Origin of the sequence: Pseudoalteromonas peptidolytica (genome assembly GCF_012641745.1) — a bacterium.
Lineage (GTDB): Bacteria > Pseudomonadota > Gammaproteobacteria > Enterobacterales > Alteromonadaceae > Pseudoalteromonas > Pseudoalteromonas peptidolytica.
Genome location: NZ_WEHZ01000002.1, coordinates 247269 through 265267 on the forward strand (window position 1 = coordinate 247269; position 17999 = coordinate 265267).

Consider the following 17999-nt stretch of genomic DNA (forward strand, 5'->3'; position numbering starts at 1 on the left):
GGTGATTAAACTACCAAGCTGATTTGCCTTTCTCTTTGCCTGTCTTTATGGTCTCTGGGTTAATACTTGATATTTGGTTTTGCTTTTGCCCTAGCAAGGATTTCTTCGCTGCGATTTATATCTTTACGTTGTAGATCGAGGCCCGTGGTATTTTCATTTTCTACAGGCTGATAGGCAAGTTCAGCATACAGTGCAAAGTGATCAGAGCCGATATTTGCCAGCCGCTTTATATCAACAACAGTGAAGTGATGACTTGAAAACAGATGATCTAATGGCCATCTAGCAAACGGGTAATCTGCGTGAAAGGTGTTAAACATACCACGACCAACCCTAGGGTCTAATAGTCCACTAATTTTACGAAAAAGCCTAGTTGTTGGAGACCATGCAACATCGTTCAAGTCTCCGGTTACTATGGTCGGTAAAGCGTGTTTCGCTATGCGTTTAGCCACAATGACTAACTCAGCATCACGTTCTATGGCGGTTTTATTCTCTGTTGGGCTAGGAGGAGCTGGATGTAAAAAGTGAGCTTGTATGATGGTATTGGATGGGAGCTTGATTTTTGCATGTATCGAGGGTACATCTTCTTCAACAATATACTCACAGGTAGCGTCCTCAAGCGGGTGGCGTGAATATACATGCATACCATATAAATTAGACTGCGGGCACTTTACAGAGTAGGGCAGTATATCTAACAGTGAGTCGAGGTGTTGTTGCCATATCTCGTCACTTTCTAGTGTTATGAGTATATCAGGCTGATGTGCTCGAACTTGGCTGAGCAACAGGCTAAATTGGCGGTTGGTTTGTAGCACGTTGGCGGTGAGTATACTCATTGTTTGGGTATTTGATGTTGCATGTTTTACCTCTACTGGCCAAAGGGGCGTATAAGGCAAGATCCACCAAAGTTGAAAGCATAAGCACGCGGTGAGCACAAACATAGTGATCACGCTAAGCAGACTTAACTTGAAAAAGACAATGCACAACATCAGTGCTACGGCAGCCATTGTGACGAGCTGGAGTCTAGGAAACTCCATTGCTCTGACACTCCAATGCGGGTGTTTAGCCAAAGGTAATAACGTAGCTACCAAGATAACAACACTCAGTGAAACGATAATCCAAGTCATGTAATACCCTAACATAATGGAGGAATTTGCTCAGTATACTTTATGTTGGCTGAAATAACTGTGAATAGTATCGACGTTGAGTGGGCACTCATTGTCGATACTCGGTTGGTGGGGAACACCGTTGGTTATACTATTGAGCTTAGGTAATACCAATTTGACTTAATACTTGCTCAATTTGAAGGAGTAAATCTGACGCTAACAGCGTTAAAAATTTCTCATTTAGAACAACTAAATAGCAAAATTTTTGCCTTGCCTATATGGATGTAGGTACCTTAGCGATAGCAGGACGCGGTAGCGGAGTTATCGACAAGATTTTCTCGCCTCAAAATAGACCACTTAATTAAGCAAATTGGTATAATTTAGTTGATTAACTCACTTCTTACCCTAGGTGCAGGTTAAATAGACAACAATTTGAAGGGAGAACTACCTTGTAAGCTTGGTAACACTGCTCAGTTGGTATGGCCAAAGCACTTTCTCCACTTCAAAAAAATTTACTTAACCTTATGTTATATAAAAATATTAGTTTTGATATGGCGTATTTTCCGCGAAGTATTCGTGGCTATCAGCATTTTGGATAGCTTGGCTTGGGTTAGAAATCGCAAGGCTTTTCGCTCCAGACTGTCCATACACAATATCGTCAGTACCGGCGACCACATTAAAGTGGCTTAGCTCATGCACAATTGTTCCTGCACGCGAGTCTGTACCAAGCTCATTTGCATTCCAAAATGCACGACATAGATATATCTTGTACGGTTGATTTGGATATACGTAAGCAAAGTACGATTGATTACAGCTACAGTCAAACGTAAGGTCTTGGTTATCAATTGCATCGTTAATGGCGTTAAAGTTTGCTTTTACCGTCGCATAACGGCTACTGGTTGCTGATCCAAACCAAGTATTGTAACGAGTCGATGGATTGTTTGCTGAGTGACTATTTAAATAAGCGACAGAGTTATTTGTGATTTGATCCGCTGCGTCCAATGCCGATAAAATGCTGTTTTTTTCGCTATTGCTACAACGGCCCGTGAAACACGTACCATCAGTACAGTCTGCTGCAGCGCCCGGCTTTGCAGCAGCCTGAATATTGCCTTTGCTTAACGGAACACCTTCAAGCCATAAGTTAACCGCATTGGAGCTTAGCTCTGCTACTGAGCTGGTAACGCTAGATTGATGCTGCATCATACGGCTTTCCATACGCAGCTTGTCATTTCTGCCAAACAGATCGAAAGACTCAACATCATAGCTGATCTCATAATTTCCAGGCTTACTGAGGTCATAAAGTCCTGACAATTCAAATGATTTTGATAGTGTTTCACCTGATTTTAATTTGATGAAGTCTTCTTCTGTGGGCGCATGGCGTTTATAGTGAGGGCCGAAGAAATCTACTTCTTTTCCATCTCTGGTAATTTTAAATATATGTTCTTCGTCGAGATCAGTATACCAGCTTAGGATTTTTTGATTATCTTTGCCTTGGTTGGTGATGTTTAGCGTGGCGATAACGTCGCCATTTTTCTTTGTATCAACATCGACACTGACTAAGAGGTTTTCGTTCATTGCATTAGCATGTAGTGATGCGCTGATAGCTGTGGCGAGTAACCCAGCCGATACTGTGCGTGATAGTAGTTTCATTATTTCTTCCTGTTGAGGTTTTCTCAGAGCCTTGATCCTCATAAGCAATTAAGGACTGAGTTTACTTGTTGTCATTATTGTTTGAAGAACTTTAATTTTATCTTCACTTTTAATTAACAATAATATATTCAAAGTTTCAAGGGTTACTTGGAAACTTATTTTTATGTTTGAGAGAAGAGATAAATTACTAATAATTTCATGAGTATGTAATGTTATTGAAAAGTATGGATAAGTTTTAATCGAATAGAGAGAAGACTTTTTTGTAAATTTATTGTTTTATTTACGTTGGTTTACAATGATTGGAGCGAAGTGTTACAAACACTGAGTGCGCAATGAGCGATACTTTTGAAAGTTATAGAGCTTAGCTTAGCAATCTGCCTAGCATACCCCCACTAAATAACTTCAGGTTTATACTCTATTTTGAGATTGAGCAACTTGCCTACTGGCCAGTAGGCAAGTTGAATTTAAACAGTGAGTACAAACATTTATATTTAAAAAAGCTTAACTCTCAGTCGCCTAGATTTCGGTAATGATGTCTTCGATTGCGAGGCGTGATTTAGGTAATTTAGCATTAAAATCAGTTTCGTCACGGTAGCCCAGTGCGACAATGGCAAGGGGATCAAAACCTTGTTCAGTTAATCCTAACTCTTTACCTAAGATTTCAACATCAAAACCTTCAATAGGAACCGAGTCAATGCCAAGTGACGCCGCACCGAGCAAGAACTGTCCAAGATTTAAGTAAACTTGTTTACCCGTCCAAGCTTTGATTGCTTCATCGCTGGTTTGGTTTAAGCCGACAAAATAACGGCGGCCATCATTCATTTGTGCCTCGATTTCAGAGCCTTTTTCAAATCGACCATCGGCACTTTCTTTGGCAAGCACTTTATCTAAATGCGTATCATCTATATTTTGTTTTGCAGCAAATACAACAACATGTGACGCGTTAAGTACTTTTGTTTCATTAAATTTGTAATTCTCTTGTGTGCTTTTAGCCACTTGAGTTTTGCCAGCCTCAGTACTTGCGATGACAAAATGCCATGGCTGAACGTTGGTACTAGACGGGCTTAGTCTTAGCGCCTGCTTGAGTAAGTTAATATCTGAATCACTAATTTTTTTATTAGGATCAAAGACCTTTGTGGAATAACGATTGTTAATTGCATCGCGTAATGTGTACATATTAGACTCCTAAAATTGCTTTAAAGACATAATATGGATTTACATAATCAATAAAAAGATGATAATGAGTTAAATAGTTTCAAAAATTTTTTGAAAATGAATACACAAGATTTAATCGTCGTGATGAAAACGGCTCAGCTTGGCAATATTAGTGCGGCGGCTGCGCAGTTAGATATGCAGGTTGCCACAGCGAGCGCCGCGATAAAGCGAGTGGAAAAGCACCTTGGCTTTCAACTTTTTGTGCGTTCTACGCGTAGCTTAAGGCTATCAAAGCAAGGTGAAACTTACTTGCCAATTTGCGAGCAGGCACTTGCGCTTTTGGCTGATGGCAAAAAACAGGTGCTTGATAACGACAACGAAATTGACGGTGAGCTAAGGTTAACCGCACCGTCAGATTTTGGCCGTAATATTCTCCTACCTTGGCTAGACGAATTACTTGACGAATACCCCAAACTTGCCCTGAAGCTTATTCTTAATGATCACAATCTCGACTTTTATCGTGACGGTGTTGATATCGCGCTGCGCTATGGCGCGCCTGAAGACAGTAGCTTCTACGGCTTTAAAATTTGCGATGTGCCATTGCTGCTTTGTGCCTCTACGGAATACTTAGAAAAACAAGGCACACCAAAGAGCCATGAAGACTTAAGCGAGCATCAAGGGCTATTCTTTTTGATCAGAGGTAGTAAGTTTGATACGTGGAAACTGACGAAAAATGAACAAACTTACAAAGTGGTACTTAAAGGGCGTAGAACCAGTAATGATGCGGATGTGGTAAAGCGCTGGTGTGCGCAAGGAGCGGGTATTTCATTGCGCTCCGCGATAGATGTAGCAGACCAACTAGAACAAGGTGTGGTGCAAAGTATATTAAATGACTACCGCGTTGAATGTAAGCCGCTGTGGTTGATCTGCCCGTCAAAGCAAATGATCAACCCAAGCGTGAGAGTGCTGCGCGATAAACTAAGAGTGTACTGCCAAGCGCTTGTGGAAAAGGCCGAGCGATATAAGTAATGCGCTAGGGCTTGACTGAAGCTGTACTCTTGGGTTTGTCGGGTAAATGGGTTGGATAACCAAATAACGCCAACCATTTGCCCTTTAAGGTGTTTGCTTGTGAAAAGCGGTGGAACATATGACGCCACTGAGCAAAGCTTACGTCTACAGGGTTTTGCTTTGGTGCCGCACCTCTTATTCCATAGCAAATTGTTATGTCTTTACGCTCCTCAACAAAGGTGCCAAAAAGCTTATCCCAAATGATGAGCACCCCGGCAAAGTTTTTATCTATATAATCGGGATTACTGGCATGATGAACTCTGTGGTGGGAAGGCGTATTAAAAATCCGCTCTACCATCCCTAATCGATTAACTGTTTGTGTATGAACAAAAAATTGAAAAGCTAAGTTAATTGCGACGATGGCAAATACCAAGGTCGGGGTAAACCCAAGGAGTATCATAGGCAGCCAGAATAGCCACATACCGACAATTGGGTAAAGCAAGCTTTGGCGAAATGCGGTGGTAAAGTTCATTTTATTAGAGCTATGATGCACTACGTGTGCGCTCCAAAGCCAATGAATACAGTGTGATGCCCGGTGAAACCAGTAATACAAAAAATCTTGCAAGATAAAACCAAAAAGCAAAGTGAAGAGATTGAGTTCGATTGTGAATAAAGCAAATTGATGGAGCCAGTAAAAGAGTGGCATCAATACAAGCAAAGCTAGCGCGTCGCTGCCTTGATGGAGCAAGGCAAGTAGGGCATTGAGCATTGAATCTCGCCAATCATAATATTCGTGGTGCTTGATGTACTCCCAAGCAACACAAAGTAAAAAGGCGGGACTGAGTGCCAGTAAAATTAGCGATACATCAATCATATACAGCTCCTTCTTTAGCCAAAGCTTTGGTACTTTATGCACTAGCGTAACGGGATAGTCATTGACAATCCTGCCAAACTGCGCCAAAAATTTGTCCAAATACGACAAAAGGAACTGCAATGCACTCAACTTCGTTTGTATATTTTTATAGTGCGTGGGTACATATTCATGACCATTTTACTGATAACAAGAGACTGCTAGGTGAGCTTGCAGAGCTAGTAGCGTCACGGCCTGAACGTGTACCACTTGTTGAATATGAGCGACTGCTTGAGGTAGGGCTGGAGCTGAGCGGCGATCCCTTGATTGGTTTTGAACTGGGTAAAGCCATTCAGTTGCATGACTATGGAGCGCTAGGTTACTTGGTTGAAACCAGTAAAGACTTACAGCAAGCGATTACCTCTTTATTGCATTACGATGCCATTGTTGCCGATATTGGCCTCGCTGTATTCACAAGTGATAGCGACAATGCCAAGTTAACTTGGCAACCAAAAACCCCGCTGGGTAAGCAAGCCATTTTGCGTAATATGACCGCTTGGGTGAGCGCTGCACGGCAGCTTTTGCGTTCAACTTTATCGCCTAATCAACTCCATCTTAGCTTTAGCGTGTGTGATCGAGAATTACAGCGTTTACAAACTTGGTTTGGCTGCTCCGTTTTACAAAACTGCCCTGAAAATGCACTGTGGTTTCCGTTAGATTTTCTTACCATGCCAGTCGCTACCGTCGACAGCCTAATGCACGAACATATTGAGCAAGTGCTTGCTAAAAGCGTCTCAGCGTTTTGTGATAATCATGATTTAAAGACCCGCGTTGCTAATTTACTGGCAGCAAAGCACTCACTTGCTGGAGTCAACCAAGCAAGTATTGCTAAAGCATTAAACATGAGTGTGCGTTCGATGCAGCGTAAGCTACAAATACAACACACTAGCTTTAGAGTCCTACTCGATGAAGAGCGAAAGCTTCGATTTGAACAGCTCATCGGCAACACGAGATTACTCGATATTGTCGATGCGCTCGGTTTTACAGAACAAAGTGCGCTCAATAAAGTTTGTATGAAATGGTACGGAAAATCACCATCAAAGCTAAAATGAAGAGCCGAAGGTGGGTAAGTTTGGGCTAGTTAGTCAAACTCCCAGCATCGGTGCAAATATGTATTGAGAATACATACTTGGCATCATCGATTTCCAACAACCGTTACCTCACCGCTTACGCGTTTTAATTCAATAAATCGAAGGGTCTTCCCCGTCCCATAATTTTAAAGCAGCCAATATTTCAAAGGTTGCATAAGTAAAGTCACTTACACTCAAGGACACCGAATTACACATTCCCACAACAGACGTTTTGGTGTCTGGCCTTCGAATGTAACTGGTGTCTGTGCCGACCCAACCCCCGTTGTGGAAATAATAACGTCCATCAGTATTTTGCCCATTGGCGTAATACCACTTTCCTTCGTCACTCTCTGGAATATTGATATTTGGCTTGTTCATTAGCGCCATTAACGTTTCTGGATTTTTGCCTAGCTTAGGAGTTTGGAAGTGAGTATCCCAAATAAGCATGTCATCTATGGTGGTGAATAAGCCTCCATCACCAATAGTGTGTAAAGCGGTTAAATGATTGAGCTGTTTTCCTGCTTCGGGTGAACGATATCCTGAAGCGCGGTGAGGAATAACCTCTTCGGCGCTATCTGAAAAAAATGTGTGCTTCATACCGAGCGGCTTAAATATACGCTTGTCGGTGAATTCGCGTATCGTCATTCCGCTTACCCGCTCAATCAATTTTGCCAGAATGATATACCCGTGATTACTGTATTTCATTGTGGTGTCAGGCTCATGTACAAGCGGGAAATCTTTAATGACAGAATAGTATTCCGCATTTGGTATGAATTGTTCACTACCTATCATAAATCGGCTTAAAGGAGATTCACGTAGCGTGTCTAGGTGATCGTCGAAGTTTCCTAAACCAGAGAAATGACCTAGCATTGAATTAATGGTAATTTTTCTTCCATAATCTTTTAAATCAGGTAGGTGCTTGCGTATATCGTCTTCCAGCTTGATGGCTCCATCATCTGCTAATAACAAAACAGCAAACGCTGTAAATTGCTTTGATACCGACGCCATTCTGAATACCGATTGATTATTGAGGGGGATTTGGTGTTCTAAATTAGCCAGGCCATAGCTTTTTTTGAAAATAAACTTTTCGTTTTGGATAATACCTATAGAGCAGCCCGGTCCATCTGGGTTAATGCTTTTATCTGCAATTGCATCCATTCTTTTTTCTAAAAGCATTAGCTGCTTATTCTGTGCAACAGTTTGACCTGAACTGAGTAGTAAGCTAAAGGTGAACGCCTGAATTAATCTGTGCATGAGTTTTTCCTATTTTATTATTTATGCTTAGAAACATTTGCCTTCCATGTAAACTAAAACGTTAGGTGATTTTACATTCGCACTAGCATTGTCAAGTACTAAAACTCGTTATATAACATTTTGTAACTCCAAAATATTAATCGTTTTAGGTTGAAAAATATACTCTATGTTTGTATCGGAAAGAATATGACATGTCTGCTAAATTAGCTACGCCAGTAAAGGACTAAAGAGGAGCCTTGATGTCAGAGTCAAGGTTAGTTACAAATATAAACAACTACAATCAAAGCGTTCATTGCTCTTGGCGTTTTGAAGTGTGCCTATCGTTTGCTATTTCATTCTTCATTTTCTTTTTAAACACGAGAAATCTTAATCGCTTCAATCAAATCTGATTGTGAATGTTTTTATGGTTTTCAACCTTTTGAAATTAAAGATTTTTATTTTTACTCTCGACCGCAAGAAAGATTTATCTTGAGCATCAAAATTACTCAATTGCTAAGAGCTATATTTAAGATTACAACTACTTCACTTTATGTGGGTGCTCTCAATTTCCCACTTACCCTATGTTAACTCGTGGGGTGCTAAAACCATCAAATATTGATGTTAAGCATCACCACTCAAGGACTCTTTAGATGCTATCAACTTTATTCGTTGTTGATCAAAGCACCGATGTGCTGCCGCTGGCAAACAACGTTGTCACCTTTGAAACCTATTTACAGGAATATCCAAAGCTTGGCGAATCAAAACTTCGAGTGATTAATTTATGTGACTGTGACCGCTATTTAAGCCAAGGTTACTACTGCTCTTTACTTGCTGAGGCGCGTGATCATCAGGTGATCCCAAGCACCAAAGTGATTAATGGCTTAAGGGACGGTGATAACGCATTATTTTTATCCCAAGCTTGGTTTGATAAAAGAGATATGCGTGTTGCAGAGGATATAGAGCTTATCATCTGTATGGGTGAGACGCAGTCAACTGAGTTTGCTAAGTTAGCTGCGTACTTATTCCAGCAGTTTCCTGCACCATTATTAAAGGTGGGGTTACAACTTCAGGATAAAGGTGTACGTGTGCAGGTACAGCGGCGCGACTTTTCGACGCTACAGCCTGCGCAGCTTGCGTTTTGTACTCAGGTACTAGGACATGTTCACGCAACTCAGTGGAACAAGCGCAAGAGCCACAAAAAATATCGCTGGGATATTGCCATGTTAGTGGATCATGATGAGAAGCTACCGCCGAGCAATAAAGGTGCCATTAGCCGTTTTGTTAAGGCGGGTGAAAAGCTAGGAATGAAGGTGCATCCGTTGGAAGCGTCTGAGCTGTATAACTTAGGTCAATATGATGGCTTATTTATCCGTGAAACAACGGCAATTGATCATCACACTTATCGCCTTGCGCAAGAGGCAGAGCAAAAAGATTTAGTGGTAATTGATGACCCAAGCTCTATTTTGCGCTGTTGTAATAAGGTGTTTTTACATGATGCCTTTAATTACAAGAAGGTGCCAAGTTTAGAGACGCGATTTGTTAGCCAGTGCACTGAACAAGTAATTGATAAGCTCATTGACGACTTGTCGTTACCTCTGGTGCTTAAAATGCCTGAGAGCTCGTTCTCAAAAGGTGTTTTTAAAGTGAAAACCAAAGAAGAGTTGACAGAGCGTCTAGAGGCACTAATGAAGGTCTCTGCGATTGTACTAGCGCAAGCATACTTGTATACCGAGTACGATTGGAGAATTGGTGTATTAAATGGCCGTGCGGTATACGCCTGCCGTTATCATATGGCACGTAACCATTGGCAAATTTATAACCACGGCTCAAAGCGTAACTTTTCTGGTGGCTTTGACACTTTGCCAACGTTTGAAGTACCAAAAGCGGTATTGCGGGCGGCATTAAAAGCGGCAGCAGTCGTCGGCAATGGTTTGTATGGAATTGATATTAAAGAGCACAATGGTAAGGCCTACGTGCTTGAAGTAAATGACAACCCAAATATTGACCAAGGGGTTGAAGACAAGTACCTCGGTGACGAGCTGTACATGCAGGTAATGTCTGAATTATTAAGGCGCCTAGAAGCGAGAGGTAAAAAGTAATGTTACAACCGGCGTTAGTGCTTGAGAAGGCTGTTCCACAAGATTTGAATGATCTTAGCGCGCTAGAGCAGCAATGCTTTAGCGCAGACAAGCTCAGCCGTCGCCAACTCAAGCATTACATTAATTTTGAACATAGCCTATTGCTAACCGCTAAACTTGCTGGAGAGCTTGTGGGATATGGTCTCCTTTGGTTACATCAAGGAACACGCCTAGCAAGACTTTATTCGCTGGCGGTGTCGCCACAGCATCAAGGGCAAGGCATAGCACGCCAACTCATGTCAGAGTTAGAAACCAAAGCGGGTGAGTTTGGTTGGCTATACGTGCGTCTAGAGGTTGCTAAGCGCAATACCTCTGCCATTGGTTTGTATAAGCGTATGGGTTATCGGGTGTTTGGTGAGTATCAAAACTACTATGCAGACCAAGATGATGCGCTAAGAATGCAAAAGTGTGTACGCAAGCTATCAAAGCAGGCCGTATTACACCCCGCACTTTGGTATCAGCAAACTACTGAGTTCACTTGCGGCCCTGCGTCACTGATGATGGCGATGGCGAGTATTGATTCTGGGTGTATGGGCGATCAAATATTGGAGCTTCAGATTTGGCGTGAAGCGACGACTATATTTATGACCGCCGGACACGGTGGGTGTCACCCGTTTGGTTTGGCATTGGCAGCTGAACGCCGGGGTTTTGCAGCAGAGGTGGCAGTTAATACATCTGGGCCAATATTTTTGGATGGTGTAAGAAGCGCGCAGAAAAAACAAATCATGACGTTAGTACATGAGCAATTTCAGCAAGAATGTGAGTATCGAGATATTCCGATTCATCAGACCGATGTGCAATTAGCGCAGGTGGAAAAATGGCTATCACAAGGCAGTGCAGTGCTGGCGTTAATAAGCACGTATCGGTTAAACGGTAAAAAGGCACCACATTGGGTACTAATTACGGGTATAGATGAATTATGTTTATATCTTAATGATCCTGATGTAGAGGACAATCAAAATCCAATTGATTGCCAACAAGTTCCAATTGCAAGGGCAGATTTTGAAAAAATGATCACCTTTGGCGCAAGTAAGCTAAGTGCCTTAGTTGTGTTGTATGAGTCATTTTGAGCAAACAGTACTACACCGCCTGAGTTAAAAGTAAAGGGGGAGCTTGCTCACCCTTTACCCTAACTATCAGCAAACAGGTACTTCACTCAAAAAGTAGTGTTGATAAAGTAAGAGCATCAGTTATAGCCCTTATTTTGTCCTTATAATGTCTTTAAAAACTCGACAAGTTGCCATTTTTCGTCGTTGCTTAACGTTGTGCCATGGAGGTGCCCATGATTACTATTTCCAGGCATCACATCACCATTTCCCTGCTTTACATTAAATTCATTCATGCCTTTATGGGTGATATAACCCACATGTACAGGATCGAACTGGCGACTACCAACCCAAAAAGTATCCGGACGTAATTCAGGTGATTGTAGTAATGACCATAAGTTGGGAACTGAGCCGTTGTGAAGATACGGAGCCGTTGCCCAAATGCCATTGAGTGGTCGAGCTTTGTAAACACCAGCATCATAAAAGCCATCTTGGCAATCTACATCCGTATCAGGGCTTAGATCATGCCTGTTTTTCAGATATACTTTGAGGCGTTCTTCTATGGACTTTTTGGCCGTGGTTTTCTTACCATTTGGGCCTGCACGTTCAGCAACAAGCCCAGCTTCAATGGCTTTGATGGGATGTTTTAACACTAAGCCGACCACCCCATTTACCGGTATATCAATCGCTCTATCAATGGCATCAAACTTATTTCCTATCAAAATATCTGTTTTCGTGCCAGCCAAGAATAAGGTCTTAGCTTGATGACAACTGGCATTATTGGACATCGTCGGATCAGTGCCAATTGTTCTAACAGGTACGGTTACTGCCTGATAATCTTTAAGCACGTTTTTTCGATCAATCAGTTGGTGACAATTGGCGCAATTATCCTGATATAACACTTTACCCTGCGCGGCTTTATTGGTATCAATACCAGGTAAGTATTGCTCAGGCCAAGCTGGTGGCAATAAAGTTTTAACCCACGCCTCTAGTTGCCCAAGACCTTGAATATCGACAGTTGAGCTGTAACGAGCATGTTTCCCCCAAACTCGTTGCCAAACAGGTGCTTCCTCAATAGCTAGTGAACCGAACACACCGACGACTTCTCCGATGTTTCTGACCAAAGGACCAATCACAGGAACGTTTGGTGCAGACGCGTTCCACTGCACGACATTAGACTGATGTGTCCCCCACAAGAAGGGATAAGAGACCGGTGCCGTAGGTGCATTTTTATTATTGAGATCATCCAGCGCGAAAGCAGTACCAGCATTTTGAATATTACCAAAGGCGTCTAAGCGGGCGTAGCTGGTAAAGTCCTCAGGGTAGTGTGCTGGCAAAGCATTAACCGTTTGCCGCTCAGCGGTGGCAAGGGCAACATGTTTAAGATCTTCGCGCAAATCATCAATTAACTCAGCAGATTTGCTACCTTTCAATACACGTTTGGCAAACCGATTGAATTTCTGATTATCATTAAGCGTGGCTTCAAGTGCGGCATTTAAGCGGCTAAAAAAGAGCACAAAATTGGCCAGGGTCGGTGCACCTTCGATCAGGATTTTAGTGTCATTAAAATCAAGTTGATTGGTGTGACATGCCGCACAAGTCATACCAACCCAAGCTTGTCCGGTCTGTTGGTTGTGATGAAGTGCAAACCCAATAGGTAATCCCGATGGGTTATTTGCAGATGTTTTACTTGGCAAATAACGCAGCATTTCCATGTGTTCACTATCACGAAAAAGTGCGGTACTGTCAGGCTGTTCTAACCACGTAAACCATGAATAGGGGATTATCTGAGAGCCTTGACCTGTAAACCAAAAGTCCTGTCGTAACTTATCAGACCACCCTTGGTTTAGCCAAACCCGCTTAGGAACTTGACCTGAATGTGTTACTTGCTCAACGACTTCTTTTGATATTTCAGGTTTGTTAGTGGGCGACGTGCAACTTGCAAGGAGCAAGGTACAGATAATTGCAGTGTTTATATATTGTAATACTGGTGGCTTATCCATAATTTTCTTTGCTTTGACGGTAAAAGTACAGACAACCTTAGTACATGGCTTTTAACAATCAAGTTACATCACATTACACCAAGCAAGCAGATTTATAAGTGACCTTGACGCTGAAATCGAGAGTTGGTCAAGCTATTGTTTTTAAAGCTTTCCTAGAGATGCCTTTTTACTATATTAGTGTTTTTTAGTAACGGAGAGCTTGCAGATTTTTTCTATTCTATTTTTTATCTGTTTGATATTTATAGTAAATTTTATTTAACAAAGCACAGGCTAAGCGCACCCCTGTTATTGCTAAAATATGACTGCTCAAGCTGCTTGAGTTATTCAAGACGCTGATTATTTATCAGACTTTACTTTTCAAAGATGAAATATTTATGTAAATTTATTTGTTTACACTGTATTTACTTTGTTTGTTGGGGAGCATTTGTGCGCCGAAGTAGTTTCGCTATTTTCCATTTGATGGCAGTGGTAGTTATTTTGTTTGGGCTGATCACAGGCCCTCGTTTGGCTATTATTAACCATGACTTTCTTGCATTTTTATCGCCGTTATTGCCCCAAGGTGCAATACTCTCAACGCATGTACTGTCCGGTTGTGTGCTGACCTTGATTGCGATTGCATTTGCATTTGTGAGTCTTCGTAACCCCTTTTATGGTACGCCCAGCAAATTTGACAAACTTATTAACTGGTTTGGTTATATCAGCATCATCCTTGCCATTATTACGGGCTGGTTATTATGGTTAAGCCCGCAATCTCTCGGCCTCATTGTTCATGGCATTTGCGCCGCAGCCATTATGGTTTATTTACTGCTACATGGGGTAAAGCATATTGTCTATAAAGGTAAACGAGTTCTGAGCGTGTTGATACCTAGAAACGCCTTAGTACTGCTAAGTTGTTGTGTGGCGCTTGTGTATTGCTCGGGGTTAGGTGTGCAATATTTTATGTTGACGCAGCATTTACGATTAGAGATAGCGCCCCTGTCTGAACACAGTTTTCTTGAAATCGATGGTCTTGGTGATGAGCCTGAATGGTCTCGAGCAAAACCCGTGACATTAACTACGTTTGGTGGGGCAAACTTTACCGATGGTAGTAGCGAGGTGGAGATAAAGGCGCTGAGTAATCACAGCGAAACCTTTTTCCTGATCCGTTGGCAAGATCCCACCCAAAGCCTCTCTCACTTACCGTTGGAAAAAACCGCAGCAGGGTGGCAAGTTCAAGAAGATGGTTTTTACCGTTTTGATGAGCGTACTTACTATGAAGACAAATTTGCCATCATGCTGTCGACAACCTGTGAGCTGGGAGGAGATGGAACTGTCCATTATGGCGATACACCGCTAAATGATAAACCGCAAAATTGGCACGGCAAAGGATACCATGCCAGTACAGACGGTCGTGTACGAGATCTGTGGCATTGGAAGGCCCTAAGAACCAACGATATGTACTTGGCAGATGACAACTTTGTTGGAGCGGCAAAAAAGGTGGCGCTAGGAGAGCGGCGCTATACCGCAGGTTACCAAGCTGATGGTAAAGAAAGTGGGGCTTATGTAATGAATTGGCGTTGGTATTCACCCGACACAGTGACCCCAAAACGGCTGCCAATTCCTACCGCTGAAGAAACACCAAACAAGGTACTTGATTGGTTTTCTAGTACAGTCTACACACCACAATCTGATAGCGCGAAAATAGGTGAGCAACTTCCATCGGTGTTGTATCGCTCAAATCGTTTTGAAGGGGATAGAGCGGACGTAAGAGCGCGTGGGCGTTGGCAAGATGGTTATTGGACACTGGAACTGGTCAGGAAACACCAAACTAACTCCGCCCTTGATGTAGATTTACAGTCAGGTGTGTGTATGTGGGTATCGGCCTTTGATCATGCACAAATTGCACACACTCGACATCACAGAGCCATCCAGTTGCGGTATATGCTATGAATATCACTTCACGCTTTATTTTAACGCTGATAATCGTGGGGATGACCTTCGCTTGTTTGTGGGGAGAGCCTCCAAAGCGCAAAGCGCCAGCGCATAGTCGCTTTATCAAAGTAACGAGTGATATGCAGCCGTTATCAGCATGGCAAGGACCGTGGCATTGTGTATACGACAAAAAGTTAAATCTCATTTGGGAAGTCAAACGTGACGATGAATCTATTCATGACGGTTACTGGAGCTACTCTTGGTACGATGGTAATACAGGTATTGCTGATCAAGGGGATTGTTACTTTGAAGCATCTCGTTGTGATAGCCAAGACCTTATTCGTAACACCAACCGTGCTGCACTGTGCGGTAGTACTATGTGGCGCTTGCCTACCCCCGCAGAGCTGCGCTCATTAATTCAAACACCTAATAGTCCAGGTAGTCCGCATATTGCGAGTGATTTTTTCCCCCATATTAAAAATGGTGATTACTGGAGCAATGCAGCTGATGCCCAATTACCTCGTGCATTTAGAGGTAAAAAACGAGGGGCTGTTGCGGTGAACTTTCATACAAAAGAGTCGCTTTCATTGCCTTATGACAATGCTGCTTTTGTGATGCTGGTGGCAACGCCACCAATACAACTCTCTACGGCTCTAAGTGGTAATGAGCCTATTACGCTTAACTAGGACCAAGGAAATGAAATACACGTATACAGCAACATTATTACTTACCACGAGCCTCTCTTTTGGCAGCATGGCTGCCAGTGATTATCATCGGCTTGTTTGGGATGCAGAGCCTAGCACCTCAGCCACAATCGGTTTTACTGCCACATCGGGAACCGGTCATATCGTGAAATATGGCGATACGACCGATGAACAAACTTGGCGCAGTGGCGCAGTTAGTGCGACTCATACTTTTGATAATGGCCTTTCAAGTTCATTTGTAAAGTTAACGGGCTTAACACCCAATAGTGCCGTGTATTATCGCGTGTGTGACTCTGATGGGTGTGGTCAGCGACTTTGGTTTAGAACGGCACCACAAACTGCATCGGGTATCACCGCTGTGGCTGGTGGTGATACGCGCACCGGATGGACAACGCGACGCAAGGGGAATGCGTTGATTGCCAAAATTAGGCCGTTATTTATTATGCACGGTGGAGATTATACCAATGCAAATTCAGCTTCTGAAATGCGTGAGTATCTAAAAGATTGGCAATTAACATTTTCAGATGACTTAATAAATGGGCTGGCTTATAAACGTATTTATCCGTTTGTCGCGACGCATGGAAATCATGAAGATGATAACTATAAAACGCTCTGCCAAGTATTTGGCGTGGATTATGATCAAGATGGGACGTGCACCGCAAAGGACACCTATGGTGCGTTTAATGTCGCTGGCCTGTTGCGGGTTTATACGCTAAATAGTCAATTTAAAAACAGTGGTTGGTCGAATTATGCAACAGCCATGAATAACTGGTTAAAAAGTGATTTACAGTCGCAGGGAGCTGGCGCCAAATGGCGTGTTGCACAGTACCACAAACCTATGTATCCACACTACTCAGGTAAGTCTGACAATACCATATTACATACGTGGTGGGCGCAGACTTTTTATGATCATGCGATGAACCTCGTCGTTGAGTCTGACACCCATATCAATAAGCTCACTTATGCACTTAGCCCCACCAGTAATGGATTCAGTGCAACTACACAAGGTGGTACGGTTTATGTGGGTGAAGGTAGCTGGGGAGCACCTGCAAGAAGTGCAAATGATCCAAAAAATTGGACGATTGACTTGGCAAGTATTCAGCAGTTTAAAGTATTGAGTGTGACCAATGACAAGCTGACAGTACGTACCGCAGAGTTTTCTAGTAATGCGACGGCGTTGACTAAAGCTGAGCGTGACGCCGATCCGCTGGCGCTGCCTATGAATATGACATGGTGGTATGCCACAGAAATTGGTGAGGAGCTAAACTTACTTAAAGCTGCAAATAACCTTTCGGTAATAGATACACCGGTGATAGAGCCTCCTTTGCCGACAGAGTTGATCAGTGGTCAAGCTGAAACCAATTTAACAGGCGCACAAGCATCGCAGTCACTCTTCTATATTGCAGTGCCTCCGACGGCGACACAATTGACGGTAGAGACGCGCGGCGGTCAAGGTGACGTAGATTTGTACGTACTCTTTAATGCACCACCCACCACAAACACCTTTGAGTGTCGCCCCTATAAGTCTGGCAATAATGAAGTGTGTACCATCACACCGGTACAGTCAGGCAATTATTATGTGATGCTTAATGGCTACCGTGATTATTCTGGTGTGTCTTTGACTGCGACCTATTCGACAGACACACCGCCGGATCAAGGCAAGCAAAAACAATGGCCAGATCAAGGTGGAAGCAAAGGACAATGGCAGTATTATACATTTGATGTTGCACAAGGAACGCAAAGCTTACAGATCAGTGCAGCAGGAGGGACAGGGGATGCCGATTTATATGTCCGTTTTGGTCAAAAACCAACAAGCGAATTGTATGAGTGTCGCCCCTATGAAAACGGCAATAATGAGCTGTGTACTATTACAGCGCCGGCCGCAGGGCAATGGCACATTGGACTTTACGGCTACGCCGCCTATTCTGGCGTAACAGTGGAGGCTAATGCTCAGTAGTCATGGTAATAATATGCTTGAGCTTGGAACAAACACTTGTTTTTGGCTCAGGTTATACGTTAGGCCGGGTTAAGTAATTATTTTGGCGTGTGATCACAGAAGATAGGCTTGTTG

At 42.8% G+C, this 17999-nt stretch carries 13 protein-coding genes; 7 read left to right on the forward strand and 6 right to left on the reverse strand.

Going from position 1 to position 17999, the window contains the following annotated elements:
* Positions 1-59: 59 nt before the first annotated feature.
* The 3 genes from F9Y84_RS02360 to nfsB all read right to left on the reverse strand — a co-directional run bounded on the left by F9Y84_RS02360 (position 60) and on the right by nfsB (position 3926).
* Entirely contained in the window at positions 60-1121 is a 1062-nt protein-coding gene (locus F9Y84_RS02360) for an endonuclease/exonuclease/phosphatase family protein (RefSeq protein WP_147391436.1), read from the reverse strand.
* A 519-nt stretch (positions 1122-1640) separates the two neighbouring features.
* A complete protein-coding gene (locus F9Y84_RS02365) occupies positions 1641-2750 on the reverse strand; it encodes a M35 family metalloendopeptidase (protein ID WP_147390452.1) in 1110 nt (369 codons plus the stop codon).
* A gap of 516 nt (positions 2751-3266) precedes the next feature.
* Positions 3267-3926 (reverse strand): oxygen-insensitive NAD(P)H nitroreductase, encoded by a 660-nt coding sequence (gene nfsB / locus F9Y84_RS02370; RefSeq protein WP_128731609.1) that lies wholly within the window; start codon positions 3924-3926, stop codon positions 3267-3269.
* 96 nt (positions 3927-4022) lie between these two features.
* On the opposite strand from nfsB, the gene F9Y84_RS02375 reads away from it, so the two are divergent.
* Positions 4023-4934, forward strand: coding sequence for a LysR family transcriptional regulator (locus F9Y84_RS02375; RefSeq protein WP_147390451.1), 912 nt, complete (start codon positions 4023-4025; stop codon positions 4932-4934).
* A gap of 4 nt (positions 4935-4938) precedes the next feature.
* On the opposite strand, the gene F9Y84_RS02380 is transcribed toward F9Y84_RS02375, so the two are convergent.
* Complete coding sequence (locus F9Y84_RS02380) at positions 4939-5787, reverse strand: sterol desaturase family protein (RefSeq protein ID WP_147390450.1); 849 nt, start codon at positions 5785-5787, stop codon at positions 4939-4941.
* Positions 5788-5906: 119 nt separating this feature from the next.
* Here F9Y84_RS02380 and F9Y84_RS02385 point away from each other — a divergent pair, with 119 nt between their 5' ends.
* A complete protein-coding gene (locus F9Y84_RS02385) occupies positions 5907-6875 on the forward strand; it encodes an AraC family transcriptional regulator (RefSeq protein ID WP_147390449.1) in 969 nt (322 codons plus the stop codon).
* A 129-nt stretch (positions 6876-7004) separates the two neighbouring features.
* Here F9Y84_RS02385 and F9Y84_RS02390 read toward each other — a convergent pair whose 3' ends face one another.
* Positions 7005-8147: a serine hydrolase domain-containing protein gene (locus F9Y84_RS02390; RefSeq protein WP_147390448.1), complete on the reverse strand. Its 1143-nt coding sequence runs from the start codon at positions 8145-8147 to the stop codon at positions 7005-7007.
* Between the two features lie 629 nt (positions 8148-8776).
* On the opposite strand from F9Y84_RS02390, the gene F9Y84_RS02395 reads away from it, so the two are divergent.
* Together F9Y84_RS02395 and F9Y84_RS02400 are read left to right on the forward strand one after the other, a co-directional pair.
* A complete protein-coding gene (locus F9Y84_RS02395; RefSeq protein ID WP_147390447.1) occupies positions 8777-10225 on the forward strand; it encodes a RimK family protein in 1449 nt (482 codons plus the stop codon).
* On the forward strand, positions 10225-11334 hold the full coding sequence (locus F9Y84_RS02400; RefSeq protein WP_147390446.1) for a GNAT family N-acetyltransferase/peptidase C39 family protein: 1110 nt from the start codon (positions 10225-10227) through the stop codon (positions 11332-11334). Before F9Y84_RS02395 ends, F9Y84_RS02400 begins: the two co-directional genes overlap by 1 nt.
* A gap of 140 nt (positions 11335-11474) precedes the next feature.
* On the opposite strand, the gene F9Y84_RS02405 is transcribed toward F9Y84_RS02400, so the two are convergent.
* Positions 11475-13313, reverse strand: a complete 1839-nt coding sequence (locus F9Y84_RS02405) for a di-heme-cytochrome C peroxidase (protein ID WP_147390445.1) — start codon at positions 13311-13313, stop codon at positions 11475-11477.
* Positions 13314-13739: 426 nt separating this feature from the next.
* Between F9Y84_RS02405 and F9Y84_RS02410 the strand changes: the two genes are divergently transcribed.
* The 3 genes from F9Y84_RS02410 to F9Y84_RS02420 are packed head-to-tail and all read left to right on the forward strand — an operon-like array spanning position 13740 to position 17885.
* Positions 13740-15242: an ethylbenzene dehydrogenase-related protein gene (locus F9Y84_RS02410; protein WP_147390444.1), complete on the forward strand. Its 1503-nt coding sequence runs from the start codon at positions 13740-13742 to the stop codon at positions 15240-15242.
* Complete coding sequence (locus F9Y84_RS02415) at positions 15239-15910, forward strand: Lcl C-terminal domain-containing protein (protein ID WP_125253990.1); 672 nt, start codon at positions 15239-15241, stop codon at positions 15908-15910. Before F9Y84_RS02410 ends, F9Y84_RS02415 begins: the two co-directional genes overlap by 4 nt.
* Before the next feature lie 10 nt (positions 15911-15920).
* Positions 15921-17885 (forward strand): pre-peptidase C-terminal domain-containing protein, encoded by a 1965-nt coding sequence (locus F9Y84_RS02420; protein ID WP_147390443.1) that lies wholly within the window; start codon positions 15921-15923, stop codon positions 17883-17885.
* Positions 17886-17999: the final 114 nt, after the last annotated feature.

What these genes read in the sequence shown, in the direction of transcription:
- F9Y84_RS02420 (WP_147390443.1), top strand. Translation starts at nt 15,921, where the DNA reads ATGAAATACACGTATACAGCAACATTATTACTTACCACGAGCCTCTCT.
- F9Y84_RS02375 (WP_147390451.1), top strand. Translation starts at nt 4,023, where the DNA reads ATGAATACACAAGATTTAATCGTCGTGATGAAAACGGCTCAGCTTGGC.
- F9Y84_RS02415 (WP_125253990.1), top strand. Translation starts at nt 15,239, where the DNA reads ATGAATATCACTTCACGCTTTATTTTAACGCTGATAATCGTGGGGATG.
- F9Y84_RS02385 (WP_147390449.1), top strand. Translation starts at nt 5,907, where the DNA reads ATGCACTCAACTTCGTTTGTATATTTTTATAGTGCGTGGGTACATATT.
- F9Y84_RS02390 (WP_147390448.1), bottom strand. Translation starts at nt 8,147, where the DNA reads ATGCACAGATTAATTCAGGCGTTCACCTTTAGCTTACTACTCAGTTCA.
- F9Y84_RS02395 (WP_147390447.1), top strand. Translation starts at nt 8,777, where the DNA reads ATGCTATCAACTTTATTCGTTGTTGATCAAAGCACCGATGTGCTGCCG.
- F9Y84_RS02360 (WP_147391436.1), bottom strand. Translation starts at nt 1,121, where the DNA reads ATGACTTGGATTATCGTTTCACTGAGTGTTGTTATCTTGGTAGCTACG.
- nfsB (WP_128731609.1), bottom strand. Translation starts at nt 3,926, where the DNA reads ATGTACACATTACGCGATGCAATTAACAATCGTTATTCCACAAAGGTC.
- F9Y84_RS02400 (WP_147390446.1), top strand. Translation starts at nt 10,225, where the DNA reads ATGTTACAACCGGCGTTAGTGCTTGAGAAGGCTGTTCCACAAGATTTG.
- F9Y84_RS02365 (WP_147390452.1), bottom strand. Translation starts at nt 2,750, where the DNA reads ATGAAACTACTATCACGCACAGTATCGGCTGGGTTACTCGCCACAGCT.
- F9Y84_RS02380 (WP_147390450.1), bottom strand. Translation starts at nt 5,787, where the DNA reads ATGATTGATGTATCGCTAATTTTACTGGCACTCAGTCCCGCCTTTTTA.
- F9Y84_RS02405 (WP_147390445.1), bottom strand. Translation starts at nt 13,313, where the DNA reads ATGGATAAGCCACCAGTATTACAATATATAAACACTGCAATTATCTGT.